Origin of the sequence: Microbispora bryophytorum (genome assembly GCF_006874465.1) — a bacterium.
In the GTDB taxonomy this organism is placed as follows: domain Bacteria; phylum Actinomycetota; class Actinomycetes; order Streptosporangiales; family Streptosporangiaceae; genus Microbispora; species Microbispora bryophytorum.
This window is the reverse complement of record NZ_VIRL01000001.1, coordinates 353,159-371,515: the sequence shown is the minus strand read 5'-3', so window position 1 is coordinate 371,515 and position 18,357 is coordinate 353,159. Positions and strand designations below refer to the sequence as shown.

Sequence of the window (18,357 nt, the reverse complement as noted above, 5' to 3'; positions counted from 1 at the left end):
ACTCAGCCTGACGGCGGAGGGCTGAAACGCCGATGGGCCGCTCCTCGGCGAGAGGAGCGGCCCATCGGGAGAAGGATCATCCAAACGGGTTGAAGGGCGCGTCACCGCCACCGTGGCCGCCGCCCCGGCCGCCACCGTGTCCGCCACCGGGGCCACCGCCCCTGCCACCACCGGGGCCGTCCCCACCGGGACCGCCGTCAGGGCCGTCTCCGTCGCCCCGGTCGGACTTCGGCTTCGGCGGGGGAGCGCACTGGTGGGCGCAGCCGCCGAATCTCGACATGTCCGGCTTGGTGAACGACGAGGCGTCGACGCCCTTGAGCGCTGACAGGAAGGTCGCCTTCCAGATCGGGCCCGGGATGCTGGCGCCGAAGACCGAGCCGTACGACCGGCCGCCGATCACGCGGTTGCTGAGCGGGTAGCGGACCGGGCCGCGCGGGTCGCCGAGGCTGACCGCACCCGCCAGGTCGGGGGTGAAACCGGCGAACCAGACGGTCCGGGAGACGTCGCCCGTGCCGGTCTTGCCGGCCGCGTCCCTGCCGATGCCGCCGACGGCCGACATGGTGCCCTTGGTGAACACCCCTGACAGGATGTTCGTGGCCGCGTTGGCGACCTCTTCCTCGACGACCTGCTTGCACTTCGGCTTGAACGAGGTCACCTTGTTGAAGCGGTCGGTGATCTCGGTGATGGCCATCGGTGTGCAGTACTTGCCGCGGGCGCCCAGCGTCGCGTACGCCGTGGCGACGGTGACCGGGTCCATCTCGTTGAAGCCGAGCGTGAACGGCTCGAACTCCTGGAGCTTGCCGCCGTCGGCGCGCTTGATGCCGAAGTCCTTGGCGGTCTTCACGACGTCGCAGAGGCCGACCTTCTGCTCAAGGGTGAGGAAGAAGGTGTTCACCGAGCCCCAGGTGCCGGTCTGCAGGGTCAGGAACCCGCCGTGGCCCTCCGCGTTGTGCAGCGGGGTCTTGATGTCGCCGACGTTGTTGCCCTTGCAGTCCTTGAACGCGGAGTAGCTGGGCGCCGTGTATGTGCTGCCGACGTTGAAGCCGTCGTTGAACTTGTAGCCTTCCTTCAGCGCCGTCACCAGCGTGAACATCTTGAAGGTCGATCCGGCCTGGAAGCCCGTGCCGCCGCCGTGCAGTCCGTCCGCGACGACGTTGATCGACATCTCGTTCTTCTTCCTGCTGGTGCCGAACTTCCGGCTGGAGGCCATCGCCCTGATGGCTCCCGTGCCGGGCTCGACGAGCGCCTCGGAGGCGACCGGCTTGTCGCTCGGGAAGACGTACTTCTTGATGGCCTTCTCGGCGGATGTCTGCATCTTCCGGCTCAGCGTGGTGCGGATCGTCAGGCCGCCGCGGGCCAGGAAGTCCTGACGGGCCTTCTTGGTCTTGCCGAACTGCTGGTCGTTGAGGATCTCGTTGCGCACGTACAGGCAGAAGTACGGGTAGTCGCTCTCCTCGCAGCCGCCGGGGATCTCCTTGTCCTTCCACCCCAGCTTCTTCTTCTTGGCCGCGTCGCGCTCTGCCTCGGTGATGATGTGCAGCTGCTGCATGCGGTCGAGCACGACGTTGCGCCGGCTCAGCAGCCGGTCGCGGAACTCCTTGCCCCGGTTGGGGTCGGTGGCGTTCGGGTCCTGTACGGCTCCCGCCAGCGTCGCGGCCTCGCTCAGGCTCAGCTCGGAGGCGTGCTTGCCGAAAAAGCGCTTGGACGCCGCCTCGATGCCGTACGCGCTGGCGCCGAAGTAGGCGATGTTGAGGTAACGATTGAGGATCTCGTCCTTGCTGTACTTCTGCTCGATCCCCATCGCGTAGCGGATCTCGTTGAGCTTGCGACCGACGGTCGGCGCGACGGCGGCGGCCTTCTGCTCGTCGGTCTCCGCCTTGTTGTACAGCACCTGCTTCACGTACTGCTGGGTGATGGACGAGCCGCCCTGGGTCACCCCGCCCGTGGTGAGGTTCCTGACCAGGGCGCGGGTGGTGCCCTCGACGTCGAGCGGACCGTGCTCGTAGAAGCGGAAGTCCTCGATCGCCACGATCGCCTTGAGCATGATCGGCGCGATACGGTCCATCGGGACCGATTCCCGGTTCTCGAAGTAGAACTGGGCGATCTGCTTGCCGTCCGCGTCCAGCAGGACCGTCTTCTCGGGCAGCGGCGGTTCGTCGAGCTTCGCCGGCTTGAGGCTCAGAGTGTCGATGCTCGACTTGACCGTCACGCCGGCCCCGCCAACGGCGGGTAGTGCAATCGCCGCCGCCAGCACTCCCGCGACGCCTGACGCGCCGATGAGGCGCAGGGCCGCACCTGTCCGGGATGCCAGAGTTTTGCCGTGAGCTTGCACGGAACCAAGGGTACGTCCGTTTGGCGGCTCTCCCGGCATCGACGTCACGGGTCGGCATTACCCGCCGGAGGGGGGGACTAGTCATTCCCGGCCACATGGCCTGACATGACCATGCAAGAATTTGGTCCCCCCGGGGTATGTCGGTTCGATCGTTTCGTTGCGTACTTTCTCCTCTGCGGCTACTGCAAACCAGGAGGCCCGACGCCCGCGCCCGTCGGCCGAAACGACGACTGACCACCTAAGGGGAGTGGGGTCGAACATGTGGATCACGGATTGGACCTCCCGTGCCGCCTGCCGAGGTGCGGATCCTGACGCACTCTTCGTGCAAGGCGCCGCCCAGAACCGGGCCAAGCTCATCTGTCGTGGATGCCCCGTCCGTACCGAATGCCTCGCCGATGCGCTGGACAATCGCATCGAGTTCGGGGTGTGGGGCGGGATGACGGAAAGGGAAAGGCGTGCACTGCTCAGGCGCAGGCCGGACGTGGAGTCCTGGCGCGACCTGCTGGAGTCCGCCAAGGAAGAGTACGAGCGGACCAACGAGTTGATCGCCGGCTGAGCCGGGCGCGGCGTCCCGCGGCGAAGCGGGACGCCGGATGTCGCGTCTTCAGGACACGGGTCGCGTCTTCAGGACACGGAGCGCGTCTTCAGGACACGGAGCGCGTCTTCAGGACACGGAGCGCGTCTTCAGGACACGGAGCGCGTCTTCAGGACACGAGTCATGTCTTCAGGACGCGAGGAGTCGCCCGATCTGGCGCAGTCCGGCCAGATCGTGCACATCCTCGGGCATCGCGGGCACCTGCGCGATGGGCACCGTCGGGTGGGCCGAGGTGAAGTGCTCCTGCTGGCGCTGCTCCCGGGAGGCGAGCTGCATCCTTCCGGCGTGCAACCGCAGCACGGCCGCGGTGAGCTCGTGCTCGCCTCTGGCGTCCAGGTCCTCGGCGGCGGCGGAGCTGCGCGCCGCCGACAACGACGGCGCCAGCGGCCGGTGTACGCGGTTGACGACGAGCCCGGCCAGCGGCATGCGCTCGTCGGCCAGCCGCTCCACGAAGTAGGACGCCTCGCGCATCGCGTCGCGCTCCGGCGCGGCGACGACGACGAACGCCGTGCCGGGGGCCTGCAGCAGCCGGTACGTCTGCTCGGCGCGCTGGCGGAAACCGCCGAACACCGCGTCGAGGGCGGTGACGAACATCTGGATGTCCCGGAGCACCTGGGCCCCGATCACCTTGGTCAGGATGCCCGCGACCATCCCGAAGCCGGCGTTGAGCAGCTTGAACGCGCTGCGCCCGCCGGCCTTGGCCGGTGCCGTGAGGATGCGGATCAGCCTGCCGTCGAGGAACCGGCCGAGGCGTTCGGGAGCGTCGAGGAAGTCGAGCGCCGACCGTGACGGCGGGGTGTCCACCACGATCAGGTCCCACTCGTTCGAGCGGCGCAACTGGCCCAGTTTCTCCATGGCCATGTATTCCTGGGTGCCGGAGAAGCTGGACGACAGCGACTGGTAGAAGGGGTTCGTCAGGATCTGCTGGGCACGCTCGGGGTCGGCGTGGGCCTCGATGATCTCGTCGAAGGTCCGCTTCATGTCGAGCATCATCGCGTGCAGCTCGCCGCCGGCCTCCCCGGCGCCGTCCACACCGTGTACGCGCCTGGGGGTGTTGTCGAGCTCGGTCAGGCCCATGGCCTGGGCCAGCCGCCTGGCGGGGTCCACGGTCAGGACGACCGCCGAGCGGCCCCGCTCGGCGGCGCGCAGCCCGAGAGCCGCGGCCGTCGTGGTCTTGCCGACACCGCCCGAGCCGCAGCACACGATGATCCGGGTGTCCGGATCATCCAAGATCGCGTCCATGTCCAGCGCGGGCGCCGTCCTCGTCACAGCTCAGCCTCTCACTCGGTCGAAGTTCACACCGCACCGTCCACACCGCATCGGTCCGCGCCGCACCGTCCGCGCCGCACCGGTCCACGCCGCACCGGTCCACGCCGCACCGTCCGCGCCGCACCGTTCACGCCACACACTGGGCCCGCAGCGCGTCGGCCAGCTCGTAGAGACCGGCCAGGTCGGCGCCGTCGGGCAGCAGCGGCAGGTCGTACCGCGGCACGCCGGCCTCCTCCAGCGCGACGCGCTCGCGCTTTTCCAGCTCGGTCCGCAGGGCGTGCTCGGTCACCTCACGGGCGAGCGCCTCGGCGACCGCCGTGGTGTCGGCCGTGGCGTCGGTCAGCCCGGCCGTCTTGAGGCCGAGCGCGAGCTCGGCGGAGTCGAACCGCCCCCGGGCGGCGGCTTCGAGCACGCTGCCGGGCAGCCCGGCAGGGCGCACCATGTTGACGAACACGCCGCCCACCGGCAGGCCGGTCGTGCGCAGCTCGTCGATGCCGTCCAGCGTCTCCTGGACGGGCATCTCCTCAAGCAGCGTCACGAAGTGGACCACGGTCTCCGGGGAGGTGAGGACGCCTCGCACCAGGTCGGCATGGTTCTTGATGGGCCCGACCCGGGCCAGCCCGGCGACCTCCTGCGTCACGTTCAGGAAGCGGGCGATCCTGCCGGTCGGGGGGGCGTCCATGACGATCGCGTCGTACACCCTCCGGCCCGACTTGTCGCGGCGCCGTACGGCCTCGCTGGTCTTTCCGGTGACCAGGACGTCCCGCAGGCCGGGGGCGATGGTCGTGGCGAAGTCGACCACACCCATGCGGGTCAGCGCCTTGCCCATGCGCCTGATGCCGTAGAACATGTCGAGATATTCGAGCATGGCCTCTTCGGGGTCGACGGCCAGCGCGTACACGTCCCCGCCGCCGGGCGCCACGGCGATCTTGCGTTCCTCGTACGGCAGCGGTGGCAGGTCGAACGCCTGGGCGATGCCCTGCCGTCCCTCGACCTCGACGAGCAGCACCTTGCGCCCGCCCGCCGCCAGAGCCAGCGCGAGCGCGGCGGCGACCGTCGTCTTCCCGGTGCCGCCCTTGCCGCTCATTATGTGCAGGCGCACGCCGTCCCAGTCGGTGTCACGGGCCTCCCCGTTGCTCCCGCCGCGACTGCTGGTCGGCTGACTCACCGTGCCTCCTCGGGACGGCCGGCGAGATCGCGTGCGCGGGTCGTCGCGCGGTGGTTCCCGTCGGCGTGCCTGCTCCACTCGCCCACGTGAGGAAGGCTACCCAAGGGTCACCTGCCGATTCGCGGGGGTCGTCCGGAGTCGCAACCAGAGGTACGGCTTGCGCGTCGATCGGGTAAGGGTTCGCCGATGTGCGTTTGCCCGATCCGGCCGGCGGAGGAGGCGCCGGCCGTGGAGCCGGTGCTGTTGACGCCGGTCTGCAGCTGATCGTGCCGATCGTCGAACCGGATACAAAAAGTGAACATTCGGATCGTCAGGATGGGGGTGCCCGCGCAGGAGGGCATCACCGGGGCGACGTTTCCGTCCGCGCGCCCCGGCCGGAACCGCGTTCCTGAGCATCCCCGGCGGGCCGTGCCTCGATAGCCTTTGCCCATGACCAAGTGGGAATACGTCACGGTGCCGTTGCTCACGCACGCCACGAAGCAGATTCTGGACAATTGGGGCGAGGACGGGTGGGAGCTCGTCTCGGTCATCCCGGGGCCCAACCCCGAGCAGCTGGTCGCCTACATGAAGCGGCCGAAGTGATGGCCACCCCGGAGGAGCGGCTCGCCGAGCTCGGGATCACGCTGCCCGAGGTCGTGCCCCCGCTGGCCGCGTACGTGCCCGCCGTGCGGACGGGCGGCCACGTCTACACCTCCGGCCAGCTTCCGCTGGTGAAGGGTGAGCTGGCCGTCGCCGGCAAGGTCGGCGCGGAGGTGTCGGCCGAGGAGGCCAAGGAACAGGCGCGCATCTGCGCGGTCAACGCCCTGGCGGCCATCAAGGCGCTGGTGGGCGACCTGTCGCAGGTCGTGCGGATCGTGAAGGTGGTCGGGTTCGTCGCGAGCGCTCCCGGCTTCACGGGGCAGCCGCAGGTCGTCAACGGCGCCAGCGAGCTGCTCGGCGAGGTGTTCGGCGAGGCGGGCAAGCACGCGAGGAGCGCGGTCGGCGTGGCGGTCCTCCCGCTCGACGCGCCGGTCGAGGTGGAGGTCGTCGCGGAGGTCCGCTGACCGTCCGCAAGGCCGGAACCGGTGTTTGCGGTTCCGCCAACGCGTGGGGGAGCATGGGGGCCGGTTGACCCGATCCTTGTTCTGGAGGGCCTCATGGGGTTTCCACTGCCCGGCGAGGTCGGCGAGCGGGCGCGGGAGATCCTGGCCGGCCGCCTGGCTCCCGTCCCCGCCAGGGACGCGGCCACGGTGGTGCTGCTGCGCGACGACCCCCTGGAGGCGTACCTCCTCAGGCGCAAGGCCACGATGGCCTTCGCCGCCGGCGCCTACGTCTTCCCCGGCGGATCGGTCGACCCGCGGGACGCCGACCACACCGTGGCCTGGGCGGGCCCGCCGCCCGCCGCGTGGGGCGAGGTCTTCCGGGCCGACGAGAACACGGCCCGGGGCCTCGTCTGCGCCGCCGTACGGGAGACGTTCGAGGAGTCGGGCGTGCTCCTGGCCGGGCCGGACGGGGACACGGTGGTGACGGACACGACGGGCCCGGACTGGGAGGCCGACCGCCTCGCCCTGATCGCGCGCGCGCTGTCGTTCGCCGAGTTCCTCGACCGGCGCGGTCTCGTGCTCAGGTCCGACCTGCTCAAGGCGTGGGCACACTGGATCACGCCGGTCGTGGAGCCCCGGCGCTTCGACACCCGGTTCTTCGTGGCGGCGCTGCCCGCCGGGCAGCGTACGCGTGACGTGGGCGGGGAGGCATCCGGGGTGGCCTGGATGCGCCCGAGTGCGGCGCTGGCCGCCGCGAGGGCGGGAGCGGCGCACCTGCTGCCGCCCACCTTCCGGACGCTGGCCGAGATGGCGGCGTTCGAGTCGGCCGGCGACGTGTTCGCCTGCCCCCGGTCGATCACGACCGTCCTGCCGGAGCCCGCCGAGGTGGACGGGCAGATGGTGCTGATGATCCCCGAGACAGGAAAGGCAGCCGAGTGAGCGGCCTGCGCATCCCCGGACCGGACGGCGTCGTCGGTGGTGACGGCGTCAACGGTGGCGTCAAGAGTGGCGTCAACGGTGACAGCCGCGGCGGCCTTGACGGCGCGGGCACGGCGAGCGCCGTGAACGTGCTGGCGCCCAACCCGTCGCCGATGACCCTCGACGGCACCAACACGTGGATCGTCGGCGGGGCGGACGCCGTACTGGTGGTGGATCCCGGCCCGGACGACGAGGCGCACCTGCGGCGGGTCGCCGAGCGGGTGGACGGCCGCCGGGTGACCGCCGTCCTGCTCACGCACGGCCACCCCGATCACAGCGAGGGCGCGGCGGCTCTCGCGCGGATGCTCGGCGCGCCGGTGCGGGCACTCGACCCGCGCCTGCGCCTGGGCGAGGAGGGCCTGGCCGACGGCGACGTGGTGGCGGCGGGAGACACGGAGGTGCGGGTCGTCGGCACGCCCGGCCACTCGTTCGACTCGCTGTGCTTCTGGCTGCCCGGCGACCGGGCGATGCTGACCGGCGACACGATCCTCGGCCGGGGGACGACCGTCATCGCCCCCGACGGGGACCTCGGCGACTACCTGCGCAGCCTGGACAGGCTCAGGCAGGGCGCCGAGATGCTGGAGGCCACGGTGCTGCTGCCGGGGCACGGGCCGGTCCTGCCCGATCCGTCCGGGGTGCTCGACGCGTACATCGCGCACCGGCGCGTGCGGCTGGAGCAGGTCCGCGAGGCGATCCGCAGGGGTGCCAGGGACGCGCGCGAGATCGTCGAGATGGTGTACGCCGAGGTGGACCGGTCGCTGTGGCCCGCCGCCGAGATGTCGGTGGCGGCCCAGCTCAACTACCTCAAGACGCTCTAGCGCCGCTTCAGCGGGAGCGGTTGAAGAGCCGCTCCCTGTCCATGATCACCACGGCCTTGGCCTCGATGCGCAGCCAGCCGCGCTGGGCGAAGTCGGCCAGGGCCTTGTTGACCGTCTCCCGCGAGGCGCCCACGAGCTGGGCGAGCTCCTCCTGGGTGAGGTCGTGATGCACCCGGATGCCGTCGTCGGTCTTCTGCCCGAAGCGGTCGGCCAGGTCGAGGAGCTGCTTGGCGACGCGGCCGGGCACGTCCGTGAAGACGAGGTCCGCGAGCACGTCGTTGGTGCGGCGCAGCCGCTGGGCCAGGGCGCGCAGCAGGTGCAGCGCCACTTCGGGCCGTCCGGTCAGCCACGGCCGCAGGTCGTCGTGCCCCAGGCCGGCGAGCCGTACGTCGGTCAGCGCGATGGCCGAGGCCGTACGCGGACGGGGGTCGAACAGCGACAGCTCACCGAACATCTCGCCGGGGCCGAGCACGCTGAGCAGGTTCTCCCGGCCGTCCGGGGCGGTGCGCGCCAGCTTGATCTTGCCTTCGAGCACCACGTAGAGCCGGTCGCCCGTCTCGTTCTCACTGAAGAGGGTGCGGCCCTTGGGCAGCTCCACCTCGGTGATGCTCGTCCGCAGAGCCGCGGCGCTCTCGCGGTCGAGCGCGGAGAAGAGCGGCGCCTTGCTCAGTACTTCTTCGGTGCTCACGGTGCCTCCTTGCTGCGGGCGCGCTCGGTCGCCGGCTCCGTGCTAGCCATTGTGACCCACGCCTTCCACGACGCATTGCGGGGTGTCCCGTTACGTCGCATGGGCGTAGGCTCCCGGCTCGCACTCGTCTGTGTCGTGCCTCGCGAAACAACACAATCTTGGCGGAAACCCATCCTTACGCCCACTGCGCGCTCGACCGGCTCGGGCAGCCGGTCGTCCCCCTATGGGCACAGTGTATTGCGCAGCGTAGGGACAAATTGGCAAATACAGGCTGGATATGTGGCATGTGTGGCAAGCCATGACCTGGGAGCGGGCCAGGGATGCGAGGCCCTACGCTTGCGGCATGGCGACGAACACGGCCGCTCCCCGACGGCGACAGCGCCAGGCCGAGACCCGCCTGGGGCTCGTGCGCCGGGCGAGGCGAATCAACCGGATCCTGGCCGAGACCTACCCCGACGCCCACTGCGAACTCGACTTCGGCAACCCCCTGGAGCTGCTGGTCGCCACGATCCTGTCGGCGCAGTGCACCGACAAGAGGGTCAACATGGTCACTCCGGTGCTCTTCGCGAAGTACCGCACCGCGGCCGACTACGCCGGAGCCGACCGCGCCGAACTCGAGGAGATCATCAAGTCGACCGGGTTCTTCCGGGCGAAGGCCAACAGCATCATCGGCATGGCGCAGGGTCTCTGCGAACACCACAAGGGGGAGGTCCCGGGCAGGCTGGCCGACCTGGTCAAGCTCCCCGGCGTGGGCCGCAAGACCGCGAACGTCGTGCTCGGCAACGCCTTCGACGTCCCCGGCATCACCGTCGACACGCACTTCCAGCGGCTGACGAGGCGCTTCGGCTGGACGACCGAGACCGACCCCGTGAAGATCGAGCACGAGGTCGGCGAGCTGATCCCCAAGTCCGAGTGGACGATGCTGTCGCATCGGCTGATCTGGCACGGCCGGCGCATCTGCCACGCCAGGAAGCCCGCCTGCGGCGTGTGCCCGCTCGCCGCGCTCTGCCCGTCGTACGGCACCGGCCCCACGGACGCGGACGCGGCGCGCGCACTGGTGCGGCCGGGTCCGTTCTCGTGACCATGCGGTGATCGGGAAGCTCGGGCGCACTTTCGTGGTTGTAGGGCACGCCTGGGCCCGCGCGTGCCGGGTGGGACGATGCGGTGTGACGATGTGGAGGTGGTCGTGACTCCCCCTTGGTTGACGGAGCTGGCCGCGAAGGCCGCGCACAGTCCTGTTCCCACCGCGTTGCGGCCGCCCGCGAACGGCGCCGGCCGTTCGGCCGCGGTGCTGCTGCTGTTCGGCGATGGGCCCGAAGGGCCCGACATCCTGCTCATCCAGCGCAGTTCGAAGGGCCGGGTGCACGCCGGCCAGCCCGCCTTCCCCGGCGGCGGCGTCGATCCCGGCGACGACGGCCCGATCGGCGCGGCCCTGCGCGAGGCCCGGGAGGAGACCGGGCTCGACCCCTCGGGCGTCGAGGTCGTCGGGACCATGCCCGAGCTCTACGTCTGGCGCAGCGACAACCGGGTGACTCCCGTGCTCGGCTGGTGGCACACGCCCTGCGCCGTGCACGCCGCGTCTCCCGACGAGGTCGAGACCGTCGAGCGGGTCCCGGTCGCGGAGCTGGTGGACCCGGCCAACCGGTTGCGGCTGCGCCACCCGCGCGGCATCGTCCCCTCCGTGGCGTTCCGCGTACGCGGCCTGCTCGTGTGGGGATTCACCGCCGGCGTGCTGGACGGCGTGCTGACCGCGGCCGGCTTCGAGCGTCCCTGGGACCGCTCACGGATCGAGGATCTTCCTCCCGAAGTCCTCGACCTGGCCGCGCGGGGCTGAGCCGGCGGGGTGCCCGTACGCCGCGTATGGCGGCGAGACCCGGCAGACGCCCGCACACGACGAGTGGCATGCCTATACCGTGGAAACTGTGCGCGGCGATCTTCTGGATCTCATCCTGATCGGCCTGGTGATGGCCTTTGCGGTATCCGGTTACCGGCAGGGCTTCATCATCGGGGCTTTCAGCTTCATCGGATTCATCGGCGGGGCCCTCCTGGGCCTGTTCATCGCGCCGCCACTGGCCGGAGCGATCGTCAGCGGCGACATCGAGAGGGCCCTGTTAGCCATCGTCATCGTCTTCCTGGCGGCGACGATCGGGCAGTTCGCGTCCTCGACGATCGGCGCGGTGGCCCGCAGCCACGTCACGTGGGAGCCGGCCAAGGCCGTCGACGCCTTCGGCGGCTCGGTCGCCAGCGGTCTGTCGGTTCTGGCCATCGCCTGGCTGATCGGCTCCCTGATGGTCTCGATGAGCATCGGCCAGCCGCTGGTCAAGGACCAGATCAACGGATCAGTCGTGTGGCAGACGGTCGACGACGCCATCCCGGACGGTGTAGGGGCGCTGCAGAAGCAGTTCAGGGACTTCGTCAACACCTCGGAGTGGCCGCAGGTCATCACCTCCATCGGCGGCCAGAACGTCCCCCCGCCGGACCAGACCCTGATCAACGGCAGCCCCGCCCTCGTCCGGGCCCGCAGGGCGATCGTCAAGGTGCAGGGCACGGCCCCGAGCTGCCGCAAGCGCATCGAGGGGACCGGGTTCGTCTACGCGCGGGAGCGCATCATGACCAACGCCCACGTCGTGGCCGGGGTCACCGAGGGGCTGCGGGTCACCGACTACGCGGGCAACGAGTACGACGCCCGGGTCGTCCTGTACAACCCCGAGCGCGACATCGCCGTCCTGTTCGTCCAGGGCCTCCCGATCAACGCGCTGCGCTTCGACATGAACGCCGACAAGGGCGACAGCGCGATCATCGCCGGTTACCCGAAGGGACACCCCTTCACGCCGCTCGCCGCCCGCGTCAGGATCAAGCAGCGCGCCGAGTCGTACGACATCTACAACCAGCGCAGGGTGGAGCGTGAGGTCTACGCCATCCGGGGCAAAGTCCAGCCGGGCAACTCGGGCGGGCCGCTGCTGAGCCCGGATGGCCGGGTGTTCGGAGTGATCTTCGCGGCCGCCACGGACCAGGCCGAGACGGGCTACGCCCTCACGGCGAAGGAGGTCATGCCCGACGCCAACGACGGCAGCAGCACCGTCGCCCGCGTGGACACCCAGGACTGCGACTAGGGTGCCGAGCCCAGACCCGGTGCAGGCCCGGTGCAGGCCCGGCGGCGGCCCTGAGGCGGCCTGTGACAGGCGCGGGGAGGGCCGCGCGAGCAGCAGCGGCACGGGTCGGGGGGCCACGGCGAGCCCAGCAGCGGCACGGGGGCCGCGCGAGCAGCGGCGGCACGGGGGCCACGGCGAGCCCGAGCGCGCCGCCGCTGACTAGCCTGCGGGGGTCAGGCGGGCCAGGATGGCGGCGATGGCGGAGCCGGCGTCGGCGTTCCCCTCGTCGATGGCGGTCGTGACCGCGTCGGCCTCGACGGCCAGGGCCCGCAGGTCCAGCCGGTAGGGCCGGGTGGAGCCGTACGCGCCGAGCCTGGCGGACCCACGGGTCAACAGGGCGGCGGCGCCGGAGAGGTTGCCGCGCTGGATGTGCGTCAGACCGACGCACATCTGGGCGAGCCCCTGCCACAACTCGCGTTCCTCGGCCGGGCCGGTCTTCCACCGGGCCTCCAGCACCTCGTGGGCGTGGAACGGCCGGCCTGCCGCGAGCAGCTTCCTGGCCTCCTCCAGCGCCTCCTCGGCGGAGGGGGCGTAGTCGTCGGGCACCCGGGGCACTCCCTCTGTGCCTCGTGGGAGCGGCCTGCCGTACTCGTCGCGAGGGCGTGCATTGCGGGGGCGACCCGCTTCGTCACGGTCACGCATGGTTTCTCCGCAGGGCGCGTGGGCGGTTCGGAGCGGCCGGAACGCCGGTGATCTCCCGGATCCACTCGGAGATCAGCCAGGAAGTCAGGCCACTCCAGGGCACATTTCTACTACCTACTGCGAGATCACGGGTACCGATCCGGCAGCCGGGGCGGTCGCACTGGGGCGACCCAGGTGTGTGAGGCGGGTATGTGAGGCCGATGTGTGAGACCGGTGTGTGAAGCCGGCGACGGCGGGCCACGCCCGGCGCCGGGCGGCACGTCATCGGCCGGGTTCATCGGTCGTTCATCGATTGTTCATCGGTCGGGTCAGCGGTGGCGTTCCGGGGCTGGGTTGAGCGGTCGGGTCAGCGGTCGGGTTCCGGGGCAGGGTTCATCGGTTGGGTTCCGGGCTGGGTTCATCGGTCGGGTTCGGGGTCGGAGAGCCAGGAGATGAGCTCGGCGTTGAACTGCTCGGGGCGCTCCTCATGCGGAAAATGCCCGGCGCCCTCGATCAGCCGCCACCGGTACGGCGCGGCCACGAACCTGCTGGAGCCCTGGGCGGTCCGCGGCAGGATGCACGGGTCGAGCGCGCCGTGCAGTTGCAGCGTCGGCGCCTCGATCTCCGCGCGCATCTGACGGGCGTAGCGGAAACCGTCGGGGCGGAGCTGGGACCGGGCGAACCAGCGGTAGTACTCCAGTGCGCAGTGCGCCACGGTCGGAAGCCGCATCGCCTCCCGGTACACCCGCGTCACGCCGTCGCCCGGCCACTGCGGGCCGGCCCACCTCTCGACCAGCCTGCCGACCGCGGCGCCGCCCTTGCGGGTCAGCTTCCGCTCCGGCAGGAAGGGGAGCTGGTATCCCAGGGCGTAACGGCTGGCCTTGAGCTGCCCGAGCGGATCGGTGAACAGCGCGGAGCGCAAGCGCAGCGGATGCGGCGCCGACACCGGCACCAGCCGCCGCACCACCTTCGGATCGAGGACGCTCATCGTCCAGCCCAGCAGGCCCCCCCAGTCATGGCCCACCACGATCGCGCTCGTCTCACCAAGCGCGCGCACCAGCCCCGCCGCGTCGACGGCCAGCGCGGGCAGGTCGTAGCCGCGTGGCGGCTTGTCGCTGGTTCCGTAACCGCGCAGGTCGACGGCGACGGCGCGGTAACCGGCCTCCGTCAGTGCCGCGAGCTGGTGCCGCCAGGTCCACCAGAACTGGGGGAACCCGTGCAGCAGCAGGACCAGCGGCCCGTCCCCGGCCTCGGCCACGTGGAACCGGACACCGCCCGCGTGCACCGTCCGGTGTGTCCAGGGGCCGTCGACCTCGATCAGCGTCTCGTCAACCGGCATCGCTCACGGACTCCCGGTGGGCGCCCACCTGCCCGGCGGTCGGGCCCGTGTACGGCGGCGGCGCCGGGGCCGCGGACCGCGGTGCGGTGCCGGCCGGGATCCTCTCCGGCAGCTCCTCCTCCGCCTCCTCCGGGCCCGCCAGGCCGCGCAGGCTCCGCCTAGTGCGCTTCATTCCGGTCAGTCCCTTGAGCCGGCGGTAGCCGACGAGGACCAGCAACCCGGCCATCAGGAGGTAGAACACCGTGACGATCGTGAACGCGAGCCAGGTGGCCAGCCCCACGGCCACGAGGGCGTACGCGATCGCGAACGAGGCCAGGATCAGGCACAGGTGCCCCATGAAGGCCGCGGCGCCGAACAGCCCGGCGGCCACGCCGACCCGCTTCGCGTCGAACTTGAGCTCGGCCTTCGCCAGCTCGATCTCCGACCGTACGAGGGTCGAGATGTGATGGCTCGCCTGGGCGACCAGCGCACCGAGCGATTCGTCCTCGGGCATGAGCGATCTCCTATCTGCGACTATCAAACATCATCCCGTGCCCGTCCGCGCGCGTGCACGGAAGCCCCGCGCCTGTGGATAACCGGTTCGAAGAACGCGACACGCGGAGACCTGCCCCCCGACGGCCCGAATATGACGGCTCAGGCGATCCGTACGCGCCGCGACCCGCCCTCGGCCGGCGCGGAGACGCGGAAGGCGTGGACGCCGTTCGTCCACGCCTTCCTCACGAGATCGGGCGGCTCGTGATCAGTCGTCGCTCTTGGCGCTGGGCAGCTTCTCCGCGATCAGGTTCATGACCGAGCTGTCGGTCAGCGTGGTGACGTCGCCGAGCGAGCGGTTCTCCGCCACATCGCGCAGCAGCCGGCGCATGATCTTGCCGGAGCGGGTCTTCGGCAGCTCGGGCACGACCAGGATCTGCCGCGGCTTGGCGATCGGGCCGAGCGTCTTGGCCACGTGAGCGCGCAGCTCGGCGGCGACGTCGTCGCTCTCCTCCGCGCTGCCGCGCAGGATCACGAAGGCCACGATGGCCTGGCCAGTCAACGGGTCGGTGGCGCCCACGACGGCCGCCTCGGCCACCTTCGGGTGGCTGACCAGCGCGCTTTCGACCTCGGTCGTGGAGATGTTGTGCCCCGAGACGAGCATGACGTCGTCCACCCGGCCGAGCAGCCACAGGTCGCCGTCCTCGTCGCGCTTGGCGCCGTCGCCGGGGAAGTACATCCCCTCGAACCGCGACCAGTAGGTGTCGACGTAGCGCTTGTCGTCGCCCCAGATGGTCCGGAGCATGGACGGCCACGGCTCGCGGACCACGAGGAAGCCGCCGCCGCCGTTCGGCACCGAGTTGCCCTGGTCGTCGACCACGTCGGCGGAGATTCCCGGCAGCGGCTGCATGGCGGCGCCGGGCTTGGCGGCCGTGACGCCTGGAAGCGGGCTGATCATGATGCCGCCGGTCTCCGTCTGCCACCACGTGTCCACCACCGGGCAGCGGCTGGCGCCGATGTGCTCGCGATACCAGACGTACGCCTCGGGGTTGATGGGCTCGCCGACCGAGCCGAGCACTCGCAGGGACGACATGTCGTACTTCGCGGGGATGTCGTCGCCCCACTTCATGAACGTACGGATCGCGGTGGGGGCGGTGTAGAGGATCGTGACCTTGTACTTCTGCACGATCTCCCAGAAACGCCCGCGGTGCGGGGTGTCAGGAGTGCCCTCGTAGATCACGCTGGTCGCACCGTTGGCGAGCGGGCCGTACACGATGTAGGAGTGCCCGGTGACCCAGCCGATGTCGGCCGTGCACCAGTAGATGTCGCTGTCGGGCTTGAGGTCGAAGACCGCGTCGTGGGTCCAGGCGACCTGGGCGAGGTAGCCGCCGGTTGTGTGCAGGATGCCCTTCGGTTTCCCGGTCGTGCCGCTGGTGTAGAGGATGTACAGCGGGTCCTCGGCGTCGTGCGGCACCGGCTCGTGCTCTGCGGGCTGGCGGTCGACGAGGTCGTGCCACCAGACGTCCCGCTCGGTGACGGCGACGTCCTGGCCGGTCCTACGCACCACGACGACGTGCTCGACGCCGGGGCACTCGGCGACCGCCTCGTCGACCGTCGGCTTCAGCGCGCTGGGCGCGCCGCGGCGGAAGCCGCCGTCGGCGGTGACGACGACCTTCGCGTCCGCGTCGTGGATGCGGCTCTTCAGAGCGGAGGCGGAGAAGCCGCCGAAGACCACCGAGTGGATCGCCCCGATTCGGGCGCAGGCCAGCAGGGTGATCGGCAGCTCGGGGATCATCGGCATGTAGACCGCGACCCGGTCGCCCTTGCGCACTCCCAGCTCCTGCAGCGCGTTGGCGGCCTTCGAGACCTCTTTCTGCAGGTCGGAGTAGGTGATCGTACGGCTGTCGCCGTCCGGCTCGCCCTCCCAGTAGTAGGCGACCTTGTCGCCCCGGCCGGCCTCCACGTGGCGGTCGACGCAGTTGTAGGCGACGTTCAGCTTGCCGCCGACGAACCACTTGGCGAAGGGCGGCTCCCACTCAAGCGTGGTGTCCCAGCGCTCCGCCCACGTCAGCCGCTCCGCGACGCGCTCCCAGAACGCGAGCCGGTCCTGTGCGGCCTCCTCGTAGGCCTCCGCCGTGACGTTCGCGGCCGAGGCCAGGTCCGCAGGGGGTTCGAACCGGCGCGTCTCGCTCAGCAGGTTCGACAGCGTCTCCTGGGTTTCCTGACCGGGGGTCTCGGTGGCCACTCCGTACTCCTTCACAGCGTCTAAAAGGTTGTCTCTCGTTCGGCCGCCTCGGCCAAGCTGGGGTATGTCGTGTCCCACTTCACCAGGCGAGCGGTGTCAAGTACAAGTAATCGGGGTGGGGGCGTTTTGTCCGGTTACCGCCTATAACTTGCCAACTTAACGATAGGTGAGGAACTGACCGAGACCGGCGTCGTCTTTGTGCGCTGAACGGCCGTACCTCCTCGGCGAACGACCTTCAACGTGGCAGGTATGGTCGGGGGCTGTGAGCGATCCCCTGGCCGTCATCGCCGGGTTGCCCGGCGTGCCCGAGGCCGTACAGGAGGCCCGAGAGGCCGTCGACCGGCTCTACCGGCACCGGGTGCTGCGCCGGCGCAGTCCCGAGGTGTCGGCCGAGTCGGCCCTGCGCGGCGCGCGCGCCTCCGCCGCGATCGAGGGCGTCGACGTGCCGCTCGAGTCGCTGCGCGGGGGCGAGGTGACCGATCCCGTCGTGCAGGGCGCGCTGCGAGCCTCGGCCGAGGTCGGCCGGCTGGCCCCGACGTGGCGCTCGGCGCCCCGGCAGGTCCTTGCCCGGCTGCACGCGCTGGCGGCGGCAGGGATGACCGTCGACCCCGGCAGGCCCCGGACCGCGTCCACGACCACCGATCCGCTGGGGCTCGGCCCCGCGCCCGGGCCGGAGGAGACCGCCGCCCGCATGTCGGCCCTTGCCGGGCTCGTCACGGGTTCCACCGCGGCGCCCGCCCTCGTGCTCGCCGCGATCGTGCACGCGGAGCTGGCGGTGCTGCGTCCGTTCGGCGTGGCCGACGGCCTGGTCGCCCGCGCCGCCGAGCGGCTCACGCTGGTCGACCTCGGCCTCGATCCGAAGTCGCTCGCCGTCGTCGAGGTGGGGCACGCCGACCTCGGCGACGCGTACGCCGAGGGCCTCAGGGCGTATCTCAAGGGGACGAGTGAGGGCGTCGGCACCTGGGTGAGGCACTGCGCCTCGGCGGTCGTCCACGGTGTCCGCGAGACGACGGCGATCTGCGAGGCCATGTCCCGCTGATCCGCCCCTGCGCGCCACCGTACGCGGTGCCTGGGTGTGGTCCGCTGGGCCGAGCCGCCGGGTCTGTGGTCCGCGGGGCGCGTGCCGGTCTGCCGGGCCTGCACGGGCGGATGTGGTGCGCTGCGCCGTGGCCGGGCCGCCATGTGCGGCAGCGGTGTGCGCGGCAGCGGTGTGCGCGGCAGTGGTGTGCGCTGCGGTGGTGCGCGCGGCGCCTGTTGTGAACAAAGCAGACGGCGTCCCTGGTGTGGGACGCCGTCGCCGGTACGTGTCATCGGGCTACCAAGCGTGCACCCTGATTTGTCGGACGGGTCAAGCCCGTCTCGACACGCCTCCCGCGGCTGGTCGCGCGTGGGTACCCGATGCCGTACGTACACGGACCCGCAGGTCCGTAATCCCTTTTTACGTCCGTTTCCCCGAGATGGAAACCCCCAAGGCCAAGAGCTTTACCGAGTCGCATGGGTCATTCCTATGCTTATGTCCCCATTGGTGCCGTATGTCGGCATGGGGAAGTGGGGACGGTGACTCCTCGTGGCCCGCTCCACTACCCGTTGCGACGGTGTCTGTCGACATGCCACACTGACTCTGGGGAAAAGTTTTACTCAGATTGGTGAGAGTGCTCG

17 protein-coding genes are annotated in these 18,357 nt (G+C 70.6%); 9 read left to right on the top strand and 8 right to left on the bottom strand.

Features of this window, described 5'->3' with window-relative positions:
- Positions 1-76: 76 nt before the first annotated feature.
- Complete coding sequence (locus tag FLX07_RS01900; protein WP_229689449.1) at positions 77-2,209, bottom strand: transglycosylase domain-containing protein; 2,133 nt, start codon at positions 2,207-2,209, stop codon at positions 77-79.
- A gap of 382 nt (positions 2,210-2,591) precedes the next feature.
- Here FLX07_RS01900 and FLX07_RS01895 point away from each other — a divergent pair, with 382 nt between their 5' ends.
- Positions 2,592-2,888, top strand: a complete 297-nt coding sequence (locus FLX07_RS01895) for a WhiB family transcriptional regulator (RefSeq protein WP_030506755.1) — start codon at positions 2,592-2,594, stop codon at positions 2,886-2,888.
- A 168-nt stretch (positions 2,889-3,056) separates the two neighbouring features.
- Here FLX07_RS01895 and bagB read toward each other — a convergent pair whose 3' ends face one another.
- Positions 3,057-4,169 carry an ATPase BagB gene (gene bagB / locus FLX07_RS01890; protein WP_142568080.1) on the bottom strand — a complete coding sequence of 371 codons (1,113 nt, stop codon included), beginning with the start codon at positions 4,167-4,169 and terminating at the stop codon, positions 3,057-3,059.
- A gap of 154 nt (positions 4,170-4,323) precedes the next feature.
- Positions 4,324-5,364 carry an ATPase BagA gene (gene bagA / locus FLX07_RS01885; protein WP_229689448.1) on the bottom strand — a complete coding sequence of 347 codons (1,041 nt, stop codon included), beginning with the start codon at positions 5,362-5,364 and terminating at the stop codon, positions 4,324-4,326.
- Between the two features lie 429 nt (positions 5,365-5,793).
- Here bagA and sp36 point away from each other — a divergent pair, with 429 nt between their 5' ends.
- The 4 genes from sp36 (at position 5,794) to FLX07_RS01865 (ending at position 8,182) form a co-directional block, all read left to right on the top strand.
- On the top strand, positions 5,794-5,946 hold the full coding sequence (gene sp36 / locus FLX07_RS01880) for a Sp36 family protein (protein ID WP_076440089.1): 153 nt from the start codon (positions 5,794-5,796) through the stop codon (positions 5,944-5,946).
- Complete coding sequence (locus FLX07_RS01875) at positions 5,946-6,407, top strand: RidA family protein (protein ID WP_142567660.1); 462 nt, start codon at positions 5,946-5,948, stop codon at positions 6,405-6,407. The genes sp36 and FLX07_RS01875 overlap by 1 nt, the downstream gene beginning before the upstream one ends.
- Positions 6,408-6,500: 93 nt before the next feature.
- Positions 6,501-7,325, top strand: coding sequence for an NUDIX hydrolase (locus FLX07_RS01870; protein WP_142567659.1), 825 nt, complete (start codon positions 6,501-6,503; stop codon positions 7,323-7,325).
- A 122-nt stretch (positions 7,326-7,447) separates the two neighbouring features.
- Positions 7,448-8,182: an MBL fold metallo-hydrolase gene (locus FLX07_RS01865; RefSeq protein ID WP_229689505.1), complete on the top strand. Its 735-nt coding sequence runs from the start codon at positions 7,448-7,450 to the stop codon at positions 8,180-8,182.
- A gap of 7 nt (positions 8,183-8,189) precedes the next feature.
- Here FLX07_RS01865 and FLX07_RS01860 read toward each other — a convergent pair whose 3' ends face one another.
- On the bottom strand, positions 8,190-8,870 hold the full coding sequence (locus tag FLX07_RS01860; protein WP_030506761.1) for a Crp/Fnr family transcriptional regulator: 681 nt from the start codon (positions 8,868-8,870) through the stop codon (positions 8,190-8,192).
- 343 nt (positions 8,871-9,213) lie between these two features.
- On the opposite strand from FLX07_RS01860, the gene nth reads away from it, so the two are divergent.
- From nth to FLX07_RS01845, 3 genes are all read left to right on the top strand, one after another.
- Positions 9,214-9,951, top strand: coding sequence for an endonuclease III (gene nth, locus FLX07_RS01855; protein ID WP_142567658.1), 738 nt, complete (start codon positions 9,214-9,216; stop codon positions 9,949-9,951).
- A 78-nt stretch (positions 9,952-10,029) separates the two neighbouring features.
- On the top strand, positions 10,030-10,704 hold the full coding sequence (locus FLX07_RS01850) for an NUDIX hydrolase (RefSeq protein WP_142567657.1): 675 nt from the start codon (positions 10,030-10,032) through the stop codon (positions 10,702-10,704).
- Positions 10,705-10,792: 88 nt separating this feature from the next.
- Positions 10,793-11,983 carry a MarP family serine protease gene (locus tag FLX07_RS01845; protein WP_142567656.1) on the top strand — a complete coding sequence of 397 codons (1,191 nt, stop codon included), beginning with the start codon at positions 10,793-10,795 and terminating at the stop codon, positions 11,981-11,983.
- Positions 11,984-12,181: 198 nt separating this feature from the next.
- On the opposite strand, the gene FLX07_RS01840 is transcribed toward FLX07_RS01845, so the two are convergent.
- From FLX07_RS01840 to acs, 4 genes are all read right to left on the bottom strand, one after another.
- Complete coding sequence (locus tag FLX07_RS01840; protein ID WP_229689447.1) at positions 12,182-12,568, bottom strand: DUF309 domain-containing protein; 387 nt, start codon at positions 12,566-12,568, stop codon at positions 12,182-12,184.
- Positions 12,569-13,061: 493 nt separating this feature from the next.
- Complete coding sequence (locus FLX07_RS01835; RefSeq protein WP_142567654.1) at positions 13,062-13,982, bottom strand: alpha/beta fold hydrolase; 921 nt, start codon at positions 13,980-13,982, stop codon at positions 13,062-13,064.
- Complete coding sequence (locus tag FLX07_RS01830; protein ID WP_142567653.1) at positions 13,972-14,475, bottom strand: phage holin family protein; 504 nt, start codon at positions 14,473-14,475, stop codon at positions 13,972-13,974. The genes FLX07_RS01835 and FLX07_RS01830 overlap by 11 nt, the downstream gene beginning before the upstream one ends.
- Positions 14,476-14,721: 246 nt before the next feature.
- The gene (gene acs / locus FLX07_RS01825; RefSeq protein ID WP_142567652.1) at positions 14,722-16,698 is read right to left on the bottom strand and encodes an acetate--CoA ligase; all 1,977 of its coding nucleotides are present in this window, start codon (positions 16,696-16,698) and stop codon (positions 14,722-14,724) included.
- Positions 16,699-16,960: 262 nt separating this feature from the next.
- Between acs and FLX07_RS01820 the strand changes: the two genes are divergently transcribed.
- On the top strand, positions 16,961-17,737 hold the full coding sequence (locus tag FLX07_RS01820; protein WP_142567651.1) for a Fic family protein: 777 nt from the start codon (positions 16,961-16,963) through the stop codon (positions 17,735-17,737).
- Positions 17,738-18,357 lie beyond the last annotated feature (620 nt).